20 protein-coding genes and 1 pseudogene are annotated in these 19903 nt (G+C 57.0%); 15 read left to right on the top strand and 6 right to left on the bottom strand.

What is annotated here, in order from left to right; all coding sequences use genetic code 11:
- Window positions 1-16: 16 nt before the first annotated feature.
- Window positions 17-772, bottom strand: a complete 756-nt coding sequence (locus tag ACR0EF_RS03145) for a helix-turn-helix transcriptional regulator (RefSeq protein WP_170343062.1) — start codon at window positions 770-772, stop codon at window positions 17-19.
- A gap of 153 nt (window positions 773-925) precedes the next feature.
- On the opposite strand from ACR0EF_RS03145, the gene ACR0EF_RS03140 reads away from it, so the two are divergent.
- From ACR0EF_RS03140 to ACR0EF_RS03120, 5 genes are read left to right on the top strand one after another with little or no spacing between them, the layout of a single operon-like run.
- Window positions 926-2038, top strand: coding sequence for an ABC transporter ATP-binding protein (locus ACR0EF_RS03140; RefSeq protein ID WP_170371949.1), 1113 nt, complete (start codon window positions 926-928; stop codon window positions 2036-2038).
- Between the two features lie 34 nt (window positions 2039-2072).
- Complete coding sequence (locus tag ACR0EF_RS03135; RefSeq protein ID WP_093962198.1) at window positions 2073-3236, top strand: ABC transporter substrate-binding protein; 1164 nt, start codon at window positions 2073-2075, stop codon at window positions 3234-3236.
- A 38-nt stretch (window positions 3237-3274) separates the two neighbouring features.
- Complete coding sequence (locus tag ACR0EF_RS03130; protein ID WP_093962199.1) at window positions 3275-4126, top strand: ABC transporter permease; 852 nt, start codon at window positions 3275-3277, stop codon at window positions 4124-4126.
- Between the two features lie 7 nt (window positions 4127-4133).
- Window positions 4134-4955 (top strand): ABC transporter permease, encoded by an 822-nt coding sequence (locus ACR0EF_RS03125; RefSeq protein WP_010442232.1) that lies wholly within the window; start codon window positions 4134-4136, stop codon window positions 4953-4955.
- An 18-nt stretch (window positions 4956-4973) separates the two neighbouring features.
- The gene (locus tag ACR0EF_RS03120) at window positions 4974-5732 is read left to right on the top strand and encodes an SDR family NAD(P)-dependent oxidoreductase (RefSeq protein WP_010442231.1); all 759 of its coding nucleotides are present in this window, start codon (window positions 4974-4976) and stop codon (window positions 5730-5732) included.
- Between the two features lie 93 nt (window positions 5733-5825).
- On the opposite strand, the gene ACR0EF_RS03115 is transcribed toward ACR0EF_RS03120, so the two are convergent.
- Both ACR0EF_RS03115 and ACR0EF_RS03110 read right to left on the bottom strand, forming a co-directional pair.
- Entirely contained in the window at window positions 5826-5960 is a 135-nt protein-coding gene (locus ACR0EF_RS03115) for a hypothetical protein (protein ID WP_261392068.1), read from the bottom strand.
- A gap of 127 nt (window positions 5961-6087) precedes the next feature.
- A complete protein-coding gene (locus ACR0EF_RS03110; protein ID WP_170364437.1) occupies window positions 6088-7158 on the bottom strand; it encodes a helix-turn-helix domain-containing protein in 1071 nt (356 codons plus the stop codon).
- 164 nt (window positions 7159-7322) lie between these two features.
- Between ACR0EF_RS03110 and ACR0EF_RS03105 the strand changes: the two genes are divergently transcribed.
- From ACR0EF_RS03105 to ACR0EF_RS03075, 7 genes are all read left to right on the top strand, one after another.
- On the top strand, window positions 7323-8840 hold the full coding sequence (locus tag ACR0EF_RS03105) for a metal-dependent hydrolase family protein (protein WP_170343540.1): 1518 nt from the start codon (window positions 7323-7325) through the stop codon (window positions 8838-8840).
- A 51-nt stretch (window positions 8841-8891) separates the two neighbouring features.
- On the top strand, window positions 8892-10277 hold the full coding sequence (locus ACR0EF_RS03100; RefSeq protein ID WP_170342821.1) for a metal-dependent hydrolase family protein: 1386 nt from the start codon (window positions 8892-8894) through the stop codon (window positions 10275-10277).
- A gap of 103 nt (window positions 10278-10380) precedes the next feature.
- Window positions 10381-12033 carry an amidohydrolase family protein gene (locus ACR0EF_RS03095; RefSeq protein WP_170364435.1) on the top strand — a complete coding sequence of 551 codons (1653 nt, stop codon included), beginning with the start codon at window positions 10381-10383 and terminating at the stop codon, window positions 12031-12033.
- Window positions 12034-12101: 68 nt separating this feature from the next.
- Window positions 12102-12503, top strand: coding sequence for a hypothetical protein (locus ACR0EF_RS03090; protein ID WP_170364433.1), 402 nt, complete (start codon window positions 12102-12104; stop codon window positions 12501-12503).
- A 78-nt stretch (window positions 12504-12581) separates the two neighbouring features.
- Complete coding sequence (locus ACR0EF_RS03085) at window positions 12582-12947, top strand: DoxX family protein (protein ID WP_170342826.1); 366 nt, start codon at window positions 12582-12584, stop codon at window positions 12945-12947.
- Window positions 12944-14242, top strand: coding sequence for a carbohydrate porin (locus ACR0EF_RS03080; protein WP_170364430.1), 1299 nt, complete (start codon window positions 12944-12946; stop codon window positions 14240-14242). Before ACR0EF_RS03085 ends, ACR0EF_RS03080 begins: the two co-directional genes overlap by 4 nt.
- Window positions 14243-14527: 285 nt before the next feature.
- Window positions 14528-14803 (top strand): glycine zipper domain-containing protein, encoded by a 276-nt coding sequence (locus ACR0EF_RS03075; RefSeq protein WP_170343544.1) that lies wholly within the window; start codon window positions 14528-14530, stop codon window positions 14801-14803.
- A gap of 189 nt (window positions 14804-14992) precedes the next feature.
- Here ACR0EF_RS03075 and ACR0EF_RS03070 read toward each other — a convergent pair whose 3' ends face one another.
- On the bottom strand, window positions 14993-16030 hold the full coding sequence (locus ACR0EF_RS03070; RefSeq protein WP_170371459.1) for an AraC family transcriptional regulator: 1038 nt from the start codon (window positions 16028-16030) through the stop codon (window positions 14993-14995).
- A gap of 524 nt (window positions 16031-16554) precedes the next feature.
- Between ACR0EF_RS03070 and ACR0EF_RS03065 the strand changes: the two genes are divergently transcribed.
- A complete protein-coding gene (locus ACR0EF_RS03065; RefSeq protein WP_170371461.1) occupies window positions 16555-17898 on the top strand; it encodes a metal-dependent hydrolase family protein in 1344 nt (447 codons plus the stop codon).
- Between the two features lie 68 nt (window positions 17899-17966).
- On the opposite strand, the pseudogene ACR0EF_RS03060 reads toward ACR0EF_RS03065, so the two are convergent.
- Window positions 17967-18107 (bottom strand): annotated as a pseudogene (locus ACR0EF_RS03060) (IS3 family transposase); the annotation flags it as partial.
- A 239-nt stretch (window positions 18108-18346) separates the two neighbouring features.
- On the opposite strand from ACR0EF_RS03060, the gene ACR0EF_RS03055 reads away from it, so the two are divergent.
- On the top strand, window positions 18347-18553 hold the full coding sequence (locus tag ACR0EF_RS03055) for a cold-shock protein (RefSeq protein WP_170357379.1): 207 nt from the start codon (window positions 18347-18349) through the stop codon (window positions 18551-18553).
- Window positions 18554-18625: 72 nt separating this feature from the next.
- Window positions 18626-19633 carry a fatty acid desaturase gene (locus ACR0EF_RS03050; RefSeq protein ID WP_170357378.1) on the top strand — a complete coding sequence of 336 codons (1008 nt, stop codon included), beginning with the start codon at window positions 18626-18628 and terminating at the stop codon, window positions 19631-19633.
- Here ACR0EF_RS03050 and ACR0EF_RS03045 read toward each other — a convergent pair.
- On the bottom strand, window positions 19625-19873 hold the full coding sequence (locus ACR0EF_RS03045; protein WP_170357377.1) for a ParB N-terminal domain-containing protein: 249 nt from the start codon (window positions 19871-19873) through the stop codon (window positions 19625-19627). The genes ACR0EF_RS03050 and ACR0EF_RS03045 overlap by 9 nt on opposite strands.
- Between the last annotated feature and the right edge of the window lie 30 nt (window positions 19874-19903).

Here is a 19903-nt window from a genome sequence, read left to right as displayed (position 1 = left end):
GTGTTCAAGGAACCTTTTAAAGCGCCTTTTCAATGAACTTTGAAAAAAGCTCACCCTGCGAGTTGATCCTAAGTTTCGCGTAAATGTTGCGTCTGTGGATGCGGACTGTGCCTGGAGAGATGCCGAGAATTGTGCCAACAGCTTCTGCCGAATGGCCCTTCAATGTGAACTCAACGACTTCTCGTTCTCGTGGCGTCAGAACGCCATCGCCAAATGCCTGGAATGCTAGATCAACGCGACGACTAACGCCATTCGCTGCGGCGCCGCGGGCCATCGTTGGAAAGTCACTCCAATGTTTGCAACAGGCTGCCCGAACGAGCGGCCATAGAGCGTGCAAATGACGAATTTCCTTGGCGGAAAAAGGCTTCTCTGCTCGCATGAGCGAGACCACAACCATCCCAGCGCCTGGGATATCGATAAAGTAGCCAATCTCCTCTGCTAACCCAGTCCTTTTGTAATAGCTGCGATAGTATTCGCCCTGATAGAACCTGTCCGGTGCGATATCGCGCATGCGGTACAGACCCGGTGTTATTGGTTTTGTCGCGGCCAAAAAAAATGGATCAAGTACGTAGGGCCCGGCTTGGTAATCCTCAACAAAAATACGCCGTTTGCTTTTGGGGAAATCGTCGTGAAGGTCTATTGGTGCTTCGGTTCCAACATGGCCAAACACCACCGTAAAATCAAATGGTGCGACCTGCCGTAAGCCATCTGCCAAAGCACATGGAAATTCTGGGGTTCCGATCTTCTCCACGACCCTGCCGGCCTCTTCCATCCAATCGTACACACGCCGCTCCAGATTTTCGAAAAGCACCTCTATACCCCAATTGTGGTATATACAGTTATTCCGAGTTATTGTTACTTTTTCCTTGTTTGAGTGGTATGCCAACAAATGCCAAAAAATCAAGCAAAAGGAAAACGGCAGTATATGAGCTTTGACATGAGCGTCACCATGCAGACGATTGCGGAACTCCGAGGAGTGACCAAGACCTTCGGGAATGTGGTCGCCGCCAAAGACCTGAATCTTTCCATTGGGAAAGGAGAGTTCCTGTCGTTCTTAGGCCCATCTGGTTGCGGCAAAACCACTGCGCTTAGAATGTTGGCAGGTTTCGAGAAGCCAACCGAAGGTCAGGTGTTGCTCGATGGAGAAGTCGTCAACGACTTGGATGCGCACCATCGCCCAGTCAACATGGTGTTTCAGCACTATGCTCTTTTTCCTCACCTAAGCGTGTTCGACAACATCGCGTACGGCCTGCGCCAACAACGACCACGCGGAGACAAACAAACAATCGCGACAAAGGTTGAGCAAGCGCTGGAAACTGTCCGTCTTGGTGGGTTTGGCCCACGTCGCATCTGGGAGATGTCTGGTGGTCAGCAGCAACGCGTCGCTTTGGCGCGTGCGATCGTAAACGAGCCCAAGCTTTTGCTGCTTGATGAACCAATGGCTGCTCTGGATCGAAAGCTTCGAAAAGAAATGCAGTTTGAACTGCAGAACCTGCAACGACAACTGGGAATAACTTTTGTCCTCGTCACGCACGACCAAGAAGAAGCGCTTTCAATGTCCGACCGAATTTGTGTGATGGAAGGCGGCAGTATTGTGCAGGTTGGCAGCCCACGCGAACTCTATGACATGCCCCGCAGCCGCTACGTGGCTGGATTTGTAGGCACCTCAAATTTCTTTGATGCAACTGTGACTGACTCAGCAACCGACCAAATCACTGTGCGTTTAGCGAGTGGCCAAAAGGTGCACGGAACTCCGGAGATTCCAATAGATGCAGGGCAGGAAGTGTGCGTTAGTATCCGTCCTGAACAGATCACGCTGACCCGCGCGCTACCCACAGCTGAAATCGCTCTGCCAGTTACCATTCAAAATCGGATCTTCCTTGGGGAGCACACAGAATACCTTGCGCGCAACGAAGCACTGGGTGATTTCCATGTACTTGTGCCAAGGCAAGCGGAATTGAACGAGGGGACGTTCAATGCAGGAGAGCAGGCCTTTGTTTCATGGGGCGAAGGCGCACTGCTGATCCTGGAAAAATAACAAATCCCGCAATCCAACAACAGAGAGGTTCACAATGACCAAGGATAATGGGACTATTTCCAAGCAAAAGTTCATGGAAGAGCTTCGCCGGTACCAAAAGGGTTCGGTTACACGGCGACATTTCTTAGGCGTGACAGGTCTTGGGATGGCAACGGCCGTTCTGGGCACGGCCATTCCTGGGTTGCGTCCACGCCCGGCATTTGCTGCCGGGGACATTGGCGACCGAGTGATCCTCGCCACATGGCCGAACTACCATGACGAGATGAACTTCGAAGCCTTCACGGAAGCCACTGGCGCCCATGTTCAGGTCAATGTTTTTGGCTCGAATGAAGAGATGTTGGCAAAACTACAGGCTGGAGGGTCTGGCTGGGACGTTTTCGTTCCAACCAACTACACGATCACTACGTATGTGGGTGAAGATCTGATCATCCCGCTCGATACGTCCAAACTGCCAAACTACGACGCAGGTTCATTCGAACAGCGCTTTTCCGATGCCGGTTCTGTCGATGGCCAGCTTTACGCGGTCCCAAAAAACTGGGGCACGACTGGCTTTGCAGTGAACACCAGCAAGCTTGACGGCGCTCCGACTCCAACCACATGGAAAGAGTTCTGGGACCTTACTATGGAAGGTTACTCAGGCCGGACAATGGTGCATGATTACCAACTCACCACCATCGGTAATGCCCTGAAATACTTCGGCTACTCCTTCAACTCGGTCGATGAGAAGGAACTGGCGGATGCCGAGAAATTGTTACTGGATGCCAAACCGCATCTGTTTGCAATCTCGTCGGATTATCAGCCACCGATGCGTAACGGTGACGCCTGGATGACGATGTGCTGGACAGGTGACGGCAAGCAGATGAATGTCGACATGCCTGAAATCGCCTACGTTCTGGGAACTGAGGGCGGTGAACTCTGGTCCGACTACTACGCTATTCCTAAGGGCGCACCCCATATGGATGCCGCTTATGCCTTGATCGACTTCCTGCTGAACCCGGAAGTTAATGCGAAAGAAGTCCTCGCCCACGGCTATCCATCGGCTGATGCTCGCACCAATGCGTTGCTGCCGAAGGAACTACTGGAAGATCCGATCCTTTATCCGGCAGCTGACCTTCTGAATGCACTCGAGTTCGGCGCGGCGGCTACGCTAACCGATCCAAACCGTGCCGAGTTGCTCGCCCGCTTCAAGTCGGCCTAAGCGGCAAGGCCGCCAATATCGGAAAAGACGAGGACAAAATGACCGAACGAGGCAGAAAAGCACTGTTGCTGGCTCCAGCAGGAATATGGCTTTTGGTAATGCTAGCCCTTCCTCTGCTGGTCGTCTTCGTCTTTTCCTTTGGCGAACGGGGTGCCGCCGGAGGCTACGTTCCAGCGTTCACGTTGGAACAATATGCCAACCTTCCTGCGCGATGGACGGCGTTTAAGAACACTTTGATCCTTGCACCTCTGGGGACTATCGCTGCGTTGGTAATTGCCTACCCGCTCGCCTACTTTCTTGCAGTGCGTTGTTCACCAAAGTGGAGAACTTCGCTGTTGATCCTAGTGATCGTGCCGTTCTGGACATCGATCCTGATCCGGTCATACGCTTGGATTTTCATCCTTGGGGGGCGTGGCTTGCCCGCTTTACTGGAGTCGATCGGCATCGATGATATCCGCCTGATAAATACGCCGTTCGCTGTGCTTGTCGGGATTGTCTATGGGTATCTACCTCTGATGGTTTTCCCGATTTTTGTAAGCTTAGACAAACTGGATAAACGCCTTCTGGAAGCATCGGCTGATCTCGGCTCTACCCCATGGCGTACGTTCCGTCAGGTGACACTTCCTTTGTCGGTACCTGGTATCGCAACTGGCTGCATGCTGGTCTTCATCTTGCTGATGGGCGAGTTTCTGATCCCAGCGATCTTGGGCGGCGGAAAGGTCTTTTTCGTCGGAAATGCGCTGGTGGACCTGTTCCTGCAGTCTCGGAACTGGGCGTACGGATCGGCGGTCGCAATGACTTTGGTTGTCGTAATGCTTGTCACTGTCTCAATTTACATGAAATTCATCTCGCGCCTGGGTGGCCAGCGCGAAGATGTCTCGCTGATGTGAGGGTCCGATGCGCTTATACGCGATTTGCGTCTACCTTTTTCTCTATATTCCAATCGGCATCATCGCGCTTTTCAGCTTTAATGCCGGACGACACGCAAGCCAGTTCATGGGGTTCTCGACCCAATGGTATGGTAAAGCGCTGAACAACCCATTTGTAATGGACGCGCTCGAGACCAGTCTGCTTGCGGCATTCATAACTGCTTGCCTCGCATCCACTCTCGGAACCATGGCGGCCATCGCTTTACAAGGGGTTAAGGGATGGCTCCGAACTTTGTTTGATGCGATGATTTATATTGCGATAATGATACCCGGTATCGTCATCGGCATCGCGACACTCATTGCCCTGGTCACTGTATTCGGCTGGCTAAACCCGCTTCTTGCAAGCCTATGGCCCGATGGAGCAAATCCCCCGCAACTTTCCATGGGGATGCCCACGCTTGTCGCCGCACACACCATGTTCACAATGGCGCTGGTCATAATCATCGTACGTGCAAGGCTATCGGGTATGGACCGCGCGCTCATGGAAGCTTCGGCTGACCTCTTTGCGACGCCGTGGGGCACCTTTCGACAGGTGACCCTGCCGTTGATAGCACCGGCAATTTTGGCAGGCTTCCTGCTCAGCTTCACTTTCTCATTTGATGATTTCATCATCGCGTTCTTCGTAGCTGGCTCAGAAACAACCCTGCCAATCTACATATTCTCATCCATCCGGCGCGGCGTAACACCCGAGATCAATGCCATCGGCACTATGGTTATGGGCGCGTCGCTCTTGTTGCTCGTAGCAGCGCAGCTGCTTTTGCGCCGAGGCGCCTCAAAATCGAATAATTAAATAAAGGAGCCAAGTGACATGCGGCTTGCAGGTAAGGTCGCGCTCGTTACGGGCGCGGGATCAGGAATTGGTCGGGCGGGTTCAATGGCAATGGCACAAGAGGGTGCGAATGTTGTGGTAACCGATCGCGATGCAACACTTGCTGAAGCCACTGTGGCCGCGATCGTTGCGCAGGGAAATCAAGCATCTGCCATACAGCTTGATGTGACCGATGACGATGCCCTTACCAAAGCCATAGACGAAGCAGTAAAAAACTTCGGTCGGCTTGACGTGTTGCACTCTCATGCTGGGTTGCAGATCGAAGGAACGCTGGAAGAAGTGGAACCAGATGGAATGGATGCTTCTTGGGCATTGAATGTCCGCGCTCACTTCATTGCCGCGCGCGCAGCCGTCCCCCATATGAAATCACAAGGTGGAGGCAGCGTGATCGTCACGGCCTCCAATTCGGGGGTTCAATACGACCGGGGTATGATCGCCTATGCGACTACAAAGCACGCAGCTGTTGCGATGGTCCGGCAGATGGCAGCCGACTACGCTGTCCATGCAATCCGTTTCAATGCCCTTTGTCCAGGATTTGTAGACACCCCCTTCAATGCAGGCTTCGAAAAGCAGATGGGTGGCCGTGCCAAACTGGAAAGCTACATCGAGCAGGCGATCCCTATGAGTCGGTGGGCGACAGTTGAAGAGATTGGCCATGGGATCGTCTATTTAGCTTCAGATGAATCCGCTTTTATGACGGGGCAAGCCTTGGTTATCGATGGCGGTGAATGCATTTAGTGATGGGTTAGACCGCTCAAGAGAATGTCTATCGCCGCAATTCATTTTGGCGAGCAAATTTCAGTCCGCTTTGGGCTCGAGGCAGACGTTCGCTCACCTACGCTCAATGACTGCATTGCGGACAAATCCGCCGCTCCCATTGCCGAGAACGATGGAGGCAATCAGCCCAAAGCGGTCATGCTTGATCAGCACGTTGGGCGGCAAGCGGGAGTTCGCTGCGGATAGCATGGAGGTCTCCTTTCCCATCGATTGCTCCCCGCGAAGGGCTCGCCGGTTCATGCATCTCTTCGGCATTACCATTGGCGACCGAGGTTCCGAGAGATTGCGGTAGTCGAGAAGTCGCAGCGGGGTCAGGCTAATCTGCAGGCGCTCCGGCAATTTGGGCCTCTTGTGCCTCCTTATTGCGCCAATCTTTCGGGGATATGCCGAAGTTCCGCGTGAAGGCTCGGGTGAGTGCCGATGTTTCGGACAAGCCGACCAATTGGGCGATCTCCTTGATCGAATGATCAGATGTGGTGAGCAGTTCGGAGGCCTTTTCCATCCGCAGCCGGTTGATCACCTTGGACGCCGTTGTTCCGTAGGAGGACAAGCGCTTGTTCAGCACCTTGGTGGTGATGCTGCACATCCGGGCGGCCTCGCTCACCGTCAGCGCCGGATCGGACAGCCTTGATCGCACGAGAATTTCGAAGCCTTCGAGGTAGTCCAGGGGCACATCGACCTGAACCGGTTCTTCGATATCATTGTCGTGGTTCACGAGGAGTTCGGGGTTGATTGGAAGCGACAGCCAGGCCGCCGGAAAGCGGATGGAGAATCCCCTGTTGTTGCACTTGATGCCCCGCACGCCATGAAACTGCTCCGGCAGCAGGGTCGGATCGCAGAGGCGCAGAACAACCTGGGTTGGATCCCATCGGAAATCGAGAACACGGTGCAGCAGGGAGATCCAGATCCCGACGAGAAAGGCGTCCGAATGGCCCGGCGACACCTCGGGTTCGAAATTGCGACTGGTGGTGAAGTAGGCGTGTTCCTCCTCGATCAGGAGCCGGAAGGACACCGCGTTGCTTTCCTTCGAGACGATCTGGGTGAACCGGGTGAAGAAATCGCCAAGGGTCACCGACTGGCCGAGGAGCGCCCCACGCGGCAGGAACTTCAACAGGTCTGTCTGTTGTCCCGCCAAGGCGCAGATATCCGGCCGGGTGATGTCGGCGATGGAGGCCAGCGCCGCATAGACCGTGTCATGCGGGATGAACTCGGCCGGGTTCAGGACCTGTTCCTCGCTCAATCCATGCAGCCCGAGCGCAAAGGCCGGATCCGCATCGAGCCGCCGCATCATCGCTACGACGGGGCCGAGGACCGTAGCACGTACGAGGGACAAACCGTCCTTTTGTTCTCCTTGCGGCATCCACATCACCCTTTCGCTCTCCGACACGCTACGGGCGCGGGCGCCTGACGGCCAAGCAGAAATTGGCTGAAATTGACCGGATCGGGTCAGAAAAATGCACCACGGGATCAGCGGGTCAAAAGAATCTCGGGGCACATGTGCATAGTGGGAGGATCGGTCCGCAGGAAGACCGACCCCTGGGAGGACACCGAATGACAACACTCAACCTGAAGGCGTTGCTGCCGGCCATGTCAATGGCAATTGCGCTCACGACGCCTGCCATTGCGCAGGATATCCCCAACATTCCCTCGGAGGTCACGCTGTTCAAGAACGTGATGGTCTTCGACGGGGTGAATGACGGCTTGAAAGATGTCGACGTGCTCGTCGTCAAGAACAAGATTCACAAGATTGCAGAGGACATTCCCGAATCCGGCACGTGGGAAGTCGAAGTTCGAACGGGCGGAAGCAAGCGCCTGCCCGATCCTGTTGGCGGTATCGACGGCTATTCTTTCACCATCCAGACCGAACGCGGTATCGAGACCAAAGAGGTCGAGGTCAATGTGATCGACGGCGGCGGACGCACCTTGATGCCGGGACTGATCGACAGCCATGTGCATGTGAATATGTACAAGGATGGCACGATCCCGGGCCTTCAGGACACGACATGGGAGGAGATCGGCGCACGTTCTGCGGCCTTTGCGCAGGAAATGCTGGCGATGGGCTTCACAACCGTGCGCGACATGTGCGGTGCACATGGTGGACTTCGTGCGGTAATCGACGAGGGTTCGCTTCCGGGCCCGCGGATATACTCGTCCGGCGCCTGCCTCAGCCAGACCGGTGGTCATGGCGACTGGGGGATCGCCGGGCAACGCAAGAACGAAAGCAATCTTGAACGGCTGGAGATCACGCGGCTTGTCGACGGCCCTGCCGAAGTGCTCCACGGCGCGCGGCGGAACTTTGCGCTTGGGGCCAACTACCTCAAGATCATGGTCAGTGGTGGTGTGACCTCCATCAAGGACCCGATCTACCAGTCCGCCTTTACAGACGAAGAAATCGCCGCTGCCGTCGAGGTGGCCGGGGACATGGATTCCTATGTCGCCATGCATGTCTTCATGGATAGCGACCTGTCGCGCGCGCTCGATCTCGGGGTCAAAGTGGTGGATCACGGCCTGACCATAACGGAACCGACGATGCAGAAGCTGGTAGAGAAGGAAGCGTTCTTCTCGCCCAACCTGACCGCGTTGGCGCCCGAGGCGCTTGAGCATCCGATGCACCAGGACCCGACCTTCCCGCCGACGGCGAAGTTCCTCTGGTTGCGGAAAAACAGCGAGCAGTTGTTTGATCTGGTGCGGAAGTACAAGCCGAAGATGGTGTTCGATTCCGACTACGTGCTGCTGACCGGTGTGCCGTACCGGCAGTCGATGGACTTCACCAAGGCTTTCATGGCGCGTGAGTTCGGCAACCTCTGGGCCTTGCAGATGATGACCTCGAATGGCGGCGAACTGGCCGCACTGACGGGACGCGGAAACCCCTATCCCGAAGGCAAGCTCGGCGTGATCGAGGAAGGTGCCTATGCCGATATCCTCATCGTTGACGGAAACCCGCTCGAAGACATCACTGCCATCGGCGCTGTCGATACATGGTTCGATGCCGAGCCACGCGGGCAGGACGTGCCGAGCATTCGCGTCATCATGAAGGACGGCAAGTTCTACAAGAACACGTTGAACTGAACTTTCGGCGGGGCGCTGGCCCCGCCGTCAACATTGCGGAAGGGCAAACTTATGAAGCATCTTTTCAAGTCCACATTACTGGCGGGCGTGGTGTCTCTCGCTGCCGGCATGTCCTCTGCGCAGGACGAAGCGCTGCCGCAGACCCTGTTCACCAATGTCCATGTTTTTGACGGCGTGAACGAGGCGCGGATCGAAAACGCCAGCGTTCTGGTCGAAGGCAACCTGATCAAGGAAATTTCGACGGACGGGATCGAAGCGCCCAACGCAACCATGATTGACGGCGGCGGGCGCACGCTCATGCCGGGGATGCATGACCAGCACGTGCATTTGCTGGTGTTCAACCCGCTCAGTGACGGGTTGCGCCAGAACATCACGCCCTTCCATCTTGGTGGCGTTGCAACGATCCGGTCCGAGCGCATCCTGATGAACGGGTTCACGACGGTTCGTGACCTCGGCGGACCGGCAAAGTCCATCGCGCGGATCATCGATACCGGTATGTTCCCCGGCCCGAGGATCTATTCCTCGGAGGCCTTCATCACGCAGACATCGGGCCATGCCGATTTCCGCAAGCTGAACGACCGGCATCCAACCCTGTCGGGGCAAGGCCCATCGCATTGGGTCGACACGGACATGAGCTTCATCGCGGATGGCCCGGAGCAGATCCGCATGGCGGTGCGCGAGAACCTGCGGCGCGGGGCAACCCAGATCAAGGTCATGGTCAGCGGTGGGGTCACGTCCGAGTTCGACCCGCTGCATTCGCTTCAGTACCAGGCGGACGAGATCCAGATGGCGGTCAAGACCGCCGAGCAATGGGGCACCTACGTCACCTGCCACGTGTTCACCGAGCAGGCGATCCGCAACTGTATCGACAACGGTGCAAAGACCGTTGAGCACATCCCGTTCCTGACCAAGGAGGCCGCCGAGATCATGGTCGAAAAGCAGATCATGTTCGCGACGGCGGTAGCCCCGGTCTACTCGGTGACGACCGAACAGGCGGAAGCCTTCTACACGCCAGCCTCGTTCGCCAAATGGAAGAGTGTCCGTGACGCCGCCGCCAACATGATCGAGGTGATCCAGACGACACCGGGCATGATCGACCTCTACACTCTGGGCACCGATCTCATCAACAACTGGGACCAGACGCTTGAGCAGGACAAGAAGATGAACGACGAGTTCAAATACCTGCACGAGGCCAAGTTCAAACCCTTCGACATTCTGCGCATGGCCACATCGAACGGCGCCCGCATGAACCGGCTTACGGGCTTGAACAATCCGTATCAAGACGGCCCGCTCGGCGTGGTCGAGGAAGGCGCTTACGCGGATCTCCTGCTGGTCGATGGCAACCCGCTCGAAGACATCCTTCTTCTGGCCGATCCTGATCCCAACCTGAAGGTCATCATGAAGGACGGCGTGATCTACAAGAACACGCTGGACTGAGGAGAGCGCGGGGCGGTCTCCCTCGTCCGCCCCGCGTTTTTTTTTGCCCGACGCAATCATCCCGGAAGGACTGACCGTGAAACACCTCACTCTTGCCACTCTCATGGCCCTCTGCAGTTCGATGGCGGTTGCTCAGGAGTGCGACGTCGCGCTTCTCAACGGCCGTGTCATGGACCCGGAAACCAATCTTGATGCCGTGCGCAATGTCTGCGTGACCGGCGACAGGATCACCGCGATCACCGAAGATGCCTTGACGGGCAAGCGCGAGATCGACGTTTCCGGGCATGTAGTCGCGCCGGGATTCATCAACACCCATTCGCATTCCTTTGGCGGCTTCGATCAGAAGATGATGGCCCATGATGGCACGACGACGATCCTCGATACCGAGAGCGGCGTGGCGGATGCCGACCTGTTCTACGACAAGTACGAGGGCAATTCCTTTCTCAACTTCGGTTCCGGGATGGGGCACGAGGAGATCCGGCGTGTCGTGATGGATGGGGTTTCAGTCGAGCTGGCATCCGATCCGACCTACATCCTCAAGTCACGCGGTGCAGCCGAGGAAGAAGACGGACATGCCAGCTGGGCGCTGGATATTCCGACTGCGGATCAGCTCGTCGAAGTCATGACCATGTATGAAAAGGGTCTTCGCGCCGGGGCGATCACCGTCAACACGACGGTGGGATACATGGGATACAACACCTATCCGAAGGAGATTTTCGCGCTTCAGAAAATGGCGAAGAAGTATGACCGCTTCTTTGGCGCCCATACCCGTTTCGGTCCGACCGAGAGCCTGCCGCTCTACTATTCCCTGGGCGCAAACGAGGTGATCGCAAACGCCGTTGCGCTCGACGGGGCCCTGATCCTTTCCCACATCCAGAACCAGGGGTGGGAAGAAATCTACGAGCTTGCGCGCCGCCTGCAAATGCGCGGAATGACCATCTTCGCGGAATACTACCCGGCCATCACCGGCAATCCGAACATCGCGACACCGCAACTGCTGCCGGACAAGATCGAGGCGAACAATATCGTTCCGACCCGCGATATCTTCGATACCAGCACCGGCGAACTCTACGAGTCCGACGAGGAGTTCTTCCGGCAGCAGAAGGAGGATCCGAGCAAGCCGATTTTCATCACAGTCCGCCCCGAAGCAGACCTGGAGCGCTGGATCCACATGAAGGATATTGCGATCGCCAACGACATCGTCGGCTTCACCGTCGATGGCGAACCGCTGCCGATCGAGGCCGATTTCACGGAGTACGGGGGGCACCCGCGCAATGCCGGCACCTATGGCATCGTGTTCCGCGAGGCCCGTGAACAGGGCATCGCGCTGATGGAGATGGTGAACAACGCCTCCTACATTCCCGCGAAGTACTTTTCCAAGGTGGGCCTGAAGGCGATGCAGGAACGCGGCCGGATGCAGGAAGGCATGATCGCGGATATCACGATCTTCGACCCCGACACGATCACCGAAACATCATCGATGAAGAAGGGCATGAACGGCTCCTTCACCAAGGGAATCCCCTACGTTCTGGTGAGCGGGCAGGTCATTATCGACGACGGTGTCGCTAATATCGACCTGCGGCCCGGGCAGCCGATCCGTTACCCGGTCATCGAAGGGGGCGAGATCGATCTGGACCTCGGGGACAAGGAATTCACCTGGCACGCCGACATCGAAACGCCAGAGGATGAGCATTCCGAGTTCCCGCTCCGCCCTGCCGAGCTGGAACACTCCATTCCCGGAGCTCCGGGGCATTGAACCCACAAGAACGGTCAGGGCAGCCATGCTGTACTGACCACAACATCGAAGCAATTCCGGGTGGCAAGATGAACAGGATCCTTCTTTCGACAGCCCTTTGCGTCTCCGCGACAGTTGCAGCGGCGCAGGACACAAAAGACATGCGCACCTTCCTGTTTATCGGCGCATCCAACAGCGCCGCCTGGGAGATGCAGATCGCCAATCCCGGGGACCGCGCGGCCTCGGTGAAGGGTGGGATCGAGGCGCTCGGCGGCGAGCTTTTGAGCTACTATTGGGGGCTTGGGAACGGGAAGAACTACATCACCGTCGCCCTGCCGGACGACCCCACCTTCATCCAGGCCTTCTATGTCAGCCGTCTCGGTGACGGGTTGCTGGAGGATTACCAGATGATCGAGTTGATGAGCAGCGCCGACATGGCCGAAGCCCTCGCCCGTGTGCCGGAGATCAAGGCGCAGGACGATCTCAAGTAACCGGACTGCACACTCGGGACGATCCAGAAGGGAACATCAAATGAACTTCAGCCCTGTGTGTGTCGGCGGAGTCGTATTATGCAAATAGTTGCCATTGGCCTGCTGTCCGCCTTCTTTCTCTTCGCCAGTTCGATCAAGATCCTTGGCTGGCAGAAGCTCATCTTCGAAACGCAACTGGCGATGTTCGTCAAATACGGGCTGAACCGTCAGATCATGGCGCTTGTCGGTGGTGTCGAGCTTTTCGGGGCGGTGGCGATCTGGTTTCAAGGCAGCTTGCTCGGGCCGCTCGGGGCCGCTGCCCTTCTGGGCACGTCGCTTGGCGCAATCGGTTGTCATCTGATCTGGGACACTTGGAAAGACGGTGTGCCTGCCATGATCACGGCTACGCTTTCGGCCTTCGTCCTCTGGACGGGCCGGGATGTCGTACTGGCGATACTTGCATGAGCGGGCCGAAGAAGAATCAAGAGCAACAAGAGAGACCTCATATGGGACAGGCAAGGCTTCTCGGTACGGTCATCGTCGCTGGCTTCTGGTTATCAACCGGAGCCTTGGCGCAGGAAAGCCGGCCAACGTCCGCCCTGGAGGCCGCCGCAGCGGTCTCGCTCGGTGGCCCGGCATCCACGCAGGCCCAACTGGAACAAGACCGAGTGCGGCGGTTGCAGGACTCTCGCTGGCCGGGGCTGGATGCGGCATTGGACCCCTTGGAGGCATCGCGGCAACGCTTTGCCGAACGCACCGGCCTGAACCTCTCCTTCGACTACCAGGCCTATTACCAGTCCGCGACCGAGAGCCTGACCGATATCGACGAGGCCGCCTTGGGCCAGGCGCGCATTCTGGGCCAGTGGACGCTGCTCAATCGCGGCGGCGAAAATCCCGGGCAATTGGTCTTCACATTGGAGAACCGCCATCTGCTCGGCACGGACATCGCGCCAAGCGGGCTTGCCGGGGAAATCGGCTATGCGGGCGTCACCGCAACGACATTCAGTGACACCGACACGACCCTCTCCGTCGCCTACTGGTCCCAGACGCTCGCTGGCGGGAAGGCCGGTTTCGTGGCCGGCCGGATCGATCCGGGAGACTACTCGGACATCCTCGGCTACGTGAACCCACGCACGACTTTCTCCAATTTCTCGATCCTGTTCAGCCCGGTCCTGCCGATCCCCGATCCCGGCTTCGGCATTGCGGGGGGCGGTTTCCTGACCGACCAGATCTATGCCCTCGGTGTCCTGTCGGATGCAAACGGCTCGCTGACCGATGTCGAGTGGTTTCCCGGTGGCCCCGAGTTCTACAAATACGCCGAGATCGGATGGACGCCCGAACGCTCGAAGCGCTTTCTAACCAACGTTCACCTCGGGGTATTTCACGTCGATGAACGCACCGAGGCAGGCGTGCCGGAGAGCTACGGGGCGATCCTGTCTGCCAACCACACGATCAACGAGGAATTCATGATCTACGGACGCCTCGGCTGGTCGGAGGGTGAGGCGCCGATCGCCCGACGCGCAGCCAACGCTGGACTTCTATGGCGGCCGGGCCTCTATGACGACCTCTTTGGGTTTGGCGCGACCGTTGCGGACCCGGTAGATGAAACGCTCGACACCCAGACCACAATGGAGGCCTTCTATCGGTTGGACCTGTCGGACAATGTCGCCCTGACGGCGGACGTCCAGCACATGATCAACCCGGGCTTCAACGATCAGGACACGACCGTTTTCGGCTTGAGGCTGCGGATCAATCTTTGACCTGAGTAGCGGCGGATAGAATGCCGTCTGGTTGGGAGTGTCGTGCCTGCGCCGGAACGGCCCATGCAGCCATCGCGGCCAAGGAGGCGACCCCTTGGATGATTGGCATTGCGTCAGGCGAAAGTCTTGACGGCAGAACAACCGTCGAATTTGGCTTGTTGCTCTGCAATGTCAGCCATTCCAATGAAGCTGTCGGATGCTCTCAAGCGGGGGCATGGCGGTTCGCTTAGATCTTTCCACAGAAGGCGGCCACGGAGGTCGCCACCGTCAGAAAGGTTGGAACCGATGACAAACACCCTCAAGAACACCGTATTCGCCGCCCTTGCCGCCTCACTCGCCCTCGCTGCCCCGATGGCCGCCAATGCCGGTGACATCGGTGAGAAAGCCCTCAAGGGCGCTGTGGCCGGCGCCGTGCTGACCGAAATCACCGGCGGCGACGCCAAGGACGGCCTGGCCCTCGGCGCAGCCGCCGGTGCGCTCGGTGGCAAGATCGCCGAAGACCGGGATCGTCAAGATCGCAAGGACGATCGCAAGAAGGGTGGCAACAAGCACAAGCGCTGATCCCGCAACGAGACAACCGGAACGGTTTACCCCTTCCAACCGACGCTGGAGAGATCCGGCATCTGCTTCAAACCCGTTAGGCCTCATGCCTGCCGGGTTTGTTGCGTCAGGGTGGTTCAGGAAGACGGAGAAACGTGAAAGTGCGGGCCTATGATCCGAGCAGTCCGGCCTCTACTCAGATCGTTCGCCCTATGCCAGGGGCGCTTCTGTTGCTGGCTGCTCCCTGAAGTCGCTGGGGGGCTGCCCGTACCATCTTCGGAATGCCGTGCTGAAGGTACTGGCGTCGCTATATCCGAGAAGATAGGCGATCTCGGTGAGCGGAAGCGTGCTGTTGAGCAGATAGTCCCGGGCCAGAGCCTTTCGCAGATTGGCGACGACCGCTGCGAAGCTCGTGCCCTCGTCGGTCAGTCGGCGGGCCAGCGTTCGGGCGCTCATCCCAAGTTCCGCCGCAATTGCGTCCTGCTGGGCCGTGCCGGCTGCAAGACGCGCCGTGATCTGCCTCTCAACAACCCGGGCCACACTGTTGGGTGTCTGCGGCATCCGAGCCAGCGTGTTCTCGCAAATGACCGAAAGCGTCCGCTGCAAGTTGTCGTCGGCCGTCAACAGCGGCACATCCATATCAGCCGCCTTGAAGGCAATGCTGTTCTCCGCGGCACCAAACAGGACATTGCAGCCAAAGAACCTGTCGAGGGCCTCGGTGCCGGTCAGCCGCTGATGCGCGAACCGAACATGCGTCGGACGGATTTGCCGATTGGAGTAGTCCCGCAGGGCGAAGACCGTGCCAACGGCTCCAAACTCGGCATATTGCCCGGTCGGAATGCTTGCTGGCACATCGTAGTGCCAGGTCAGCCGGGTGGTTTCCGGGCCTTCTTCCATGGCCGTCTTGCTCGCGTCACCGATCACGCGCTGAAAACGGGTGATGTTTCGAAGGTAACCGCCAACGGTAGGTGCCGAAACGCCGACATAGGCGAGCAACCCGGCCTTCCTGACCAGGTCCGGCGACTGTGCCAGGCGGTATCCGACAAGGTCGTCCCTGGTCAAAGCGCTCGCCTTTTCAAACAACCAGGCAGTCTTGTCGAAGGACCAGCGAGCATCCGGGTCTTCGAGTTGAGATCTGGTTATCCCGAACTCCTTTCGGATATCCCGCTCGGAAAGGCCTGTTTTCTTCAACTCACCGACAATGATCTGTCCCCAGATTGCGCAGTGTTTTGGAATCTCGGATTTCATTTCTGGTCCGTAGTCTCGGTGTCTGACGTGTTGCGCCACGTTAAGGCCCGTCTGACCTTCTTGCCAGTTGCCAAAGCCAACGTTCGAACAACGCAACGCCCGTTTCGTTCAATACCCGCAGTGCCTTTCACACACTCGCCACCAAGGTAGGCGCGACGTCGGTCGCGAGTAACTCGAGATCCGTGCGGTGTGACACACCGAGTAGCGGCGCACATCGTCCGGGTTGGGCAGCTTGCTTGTTCGCTGTGGCTTTCGAAGCCGCCATTCTCGGCGCGCTACTTAAAAGTCCGCTCTGGGCCGGAGGCGTCAGGAGGCTCCACCAAGGTGGTCACGCGGCCCGCCTCAGCGCCGCATGGCTGCTTTGAACCCAAAGCCGGTGTTCTTGCTACGTGGGATTACCTTCAGTTTTACGCCCTAAAAAATCTATACCTTACGTCACCCTCTTCATCAGGTTTACCAGATGGTTTTACAGGCGAGCCTGAGGTAGCCTTCATTAACTTCTTCGCCATCTTGAGGGTTAAGTTATGATCTCCAAACGCGTATTTTTGTCCAGCCTTGCATCGACCGCTGCGCTGGCGCTGGTGCCGGCGCGAGCCCGAGCTCAAGCTCCAGATGCAACGCTCTTCACGAACGTGCGTGTTTATGACGGGATGTCCGATGAGTTGACCGAACTCACGAACGTTCTTGTCGAAGGGGAAATGATCAAAGATGTCTCACCCGCTGCCGATGCCGCGCAAGAGGTGCCGCGCATCGATGGGGATGGGCGGACCCTGATGCCGGGGCTCCTCGACATGCATGTACACCTGCAGTGGAACCAGGACCCAGCTGGTTTCCTGACAGCACGTCCAGATTACATTGCTGCATTGGCATTGAGCGAAAGTGAAGCCACCCTGATGCGTGGCTTTACCAGTGTACGCGATACTGGTGGTGGCATTCTCGGTTTGGCTCGCGCCATAGACGAGGGCCTCCACCCCGGCCCGCGTATTCAGGCGTCAAACGCTGCGATCTCAATGACCGCCGGTCATGGCGACCTTCGACCGCGTTCTGTGCGTCCGAGAGCTTTCGGCGGGCCGCCGTTCACAGAAGCGGAGCGACTTGGGATCACACTTTTCGCAGACGGGGTACCTGAAGTTCTGGCGGCTGCACGCGAGCAGTTCCGGCAGGGTGCGCACTTCATCAAAGTCTTTTCAGGCGGCGCCGTGACTGGCCTCTACGACCCATTGGATATCAACGAGTATTCGCCGGCAGAACTCGAAGCGGCAGTAGAGGAGGCCAAACGTTGGAACACTTACGCGACCTCGCACGCATACATGGACACATCGGTTCGGGCCGCCATTGAGGCAGGTTACCAATGTATTGAACACTGCAACCTCATGACGCCTGAGTCGATGGAGTTGGCCGTGGAAAAAGGGGTCTGGCTTTCAACCCAGGTTGGCTTTTTTGCAGCAGACATTCCGGCAGGGTTCACGCCCGCCCAGGCAGAACGCCAAAAGATGGCGTTTGATGGTCTCGACGCCATGCTTCGATTAGCGCGAGAGTCCGGCGCTAAGATTGCACTCGGAACAGACTTTGTCGGATCGAGGCAAACGAAAGCAACGCAGTTGGAGGAATTGCAGCTCAGGACGCCATGGTTCAGCAACGCCGAGATTTTGCGGCAGGCAACAGGTCTGAATGGTCAGCTTTGGGACTTGACCGGCCCGCGTAATCCCTACCAGGCTGGTCCAGTCGGTGTCATCCAACCCGGAGCCTACGCAGATATTCTGCTCGTGGACGGAGACCCGATTGCCGACCTTACGGTCATGGCCTCTGCGGACAATTTCGATGTGATTATGAAGAACGGCAAAGCGCACAGGAACAATCTGGCCTGAGAGATTTGCCGAGGGTCAAGATAGACACTTGAACCGCCCCGGGTTTTCCGGAGGCTGATTACTCCGTTTCAGGCGACTTTATCGAACTCGTTACGCTGTTCATAGAACTTCTCCTCGGCTTCTGCTGGCGGGATGTTTCCGATGGTCTGCAGCAGGCGGCGGTTGTTGAACCAGTCGACCCATTTCAGGGTTTCCCATTCGACGGCATCGGCGGTCAGAGGTGGTTCGGTTCGTTTGAACAGTTTCGAGCCCGGCAGTCTCAAAGCCTCTGTTGTTAGCCAAAGCATCAGGGCTTGTATCGTGCGTATCCAAAGTCCATATATACGTGGCTTACGTTTTTCTTTTTCGACCTGCTGTCTCCTCAATTCGGCGTTCAGTCCCTCGATTCAGACCGACCACGCCGAGTCGCTGCAATGATGCGGGCGACAAGCATTAGGAGACTTCCACCATGGCAAATGGCACAGTAAAATGGTTCAACTCAACCAAAGGTTTTGGCTTTATCGAGCCTGAAGATGGGAAGCGCGACGTGTTCGTGCATATTTCCGCACTTGAGCGTTCCGGCATTAGCGAATTGAAGGACGGCCAGAAGGTTACCTTCGACGTCGAAGCTGGCCGTGACGGACGCGAAAGCGCTTCCAACCTGGCACTCGCATAGCCTGCTACGGGCATCCTTCTGGGGTGCCCGTTTGTTCAGAGGGTTCCCAAGAGCCGTTGGAGAAAAAGTCAGTTGCAAAAGCAGGAATTGACCCGGGCGCTCGTTCAATACCGCGTACCCGATAACAAGCGTAGTGTTTTTGAACTGACAATTACTGTTATCCCTTTTTTCGCACTATGGGGCGCAGCGTGGTTTGCGCTTTCCCTTGGTGTCTGGGTCGCTATTCCACTGGCAATCCTTAACGCTGCATTTCTGGTGCGTCTCTTCATCATCATGCATGATTGTGGTCACGGATCATTTTTTAAAAACCGTACCGTTTGCAATTGGACAGGCCGGGTCTTGGGTGTTCTCGCCCTCACACCTTATGACGTCTGGCGGCAAAGCCACGCGATTCACCACGCCTCAACCGGCAACCTCGATCGGCGCGGGATGGGCGATATCCCTACGTTGACTGTAGAGGAATACCTGAAGCGCAAGCGGGCCGGTCGTGCCGCTTACAGGTTAATCCGGAACCCCTTCTTCCTGTTCTGTATCGTGCCTGTCTACACGTTCTTTCTGCAAAATCGCTTACCCTTTGGTTTCATGCGGTCAGGCTGGCTGTATTGGGCAAGCGCAATGGGAACAAACGCCGCGATTGCGGTGGTCCTGGCCCTGATTTTTTGGACCGGAGGCCTGGATGTGCTGGTTTATGTATTCCTGCCAACCATGATCGTCGCCGCCTCGATTGGTATTTGGCTTTTCTATATTCAACACCAGTTTGAACACACGACATGGGAACGGGAAGAAGAGTGGAACCTTCAGGACGCCGCATTCCATGGAAGTTCTCATTATGCCTTACCAGGCATCCTGCTTTGGTTCTCTGCAAATATTGGCGTTCACCATGTTCACCACCTTGCCAGCCGCATACCGTTTTATCGGCTAAACGAAGTTTTGCGGGACCATTCCGAGTTGGAAAATTGCCAACGTATTACTCTATATGAGAGCCTTCACTGTGCACGATTGCATCTTTGGGACGAAAAAAGCCAGCGCCTGCTGACATTTTCCGAGGCTTTGTCGAACGCCAATAACTACTCAGTGTAGTCTGGCGCGCACCAGATATGCCTCCACAGTGTCACCGCCTAGGGCGCGAATGGCCTCCAGTCGGTGAAGGCCTTCGATCAGCACGAACCTCTTGTTGTCCGCGCGTATCTGGATCGGGGTCTTCTGGCCGTTCTTCAGGATATCTTCGGCCAGCGTCAGAACTTTTTGTTGATCAAGCGTTTTTGCCCGTTTCACAGGTACATAAATCAGGTCGAGCGGATATGGTCGTTTCTCCAACATAAGCTACGTGACCAACCTTTCGTGCATGTG

The organism is Ruegeria sp. CG8, assembly GCF_056537165.1.
This window is presented reverse-complemented; position numbering and strand designations above follow the sequence as displayed.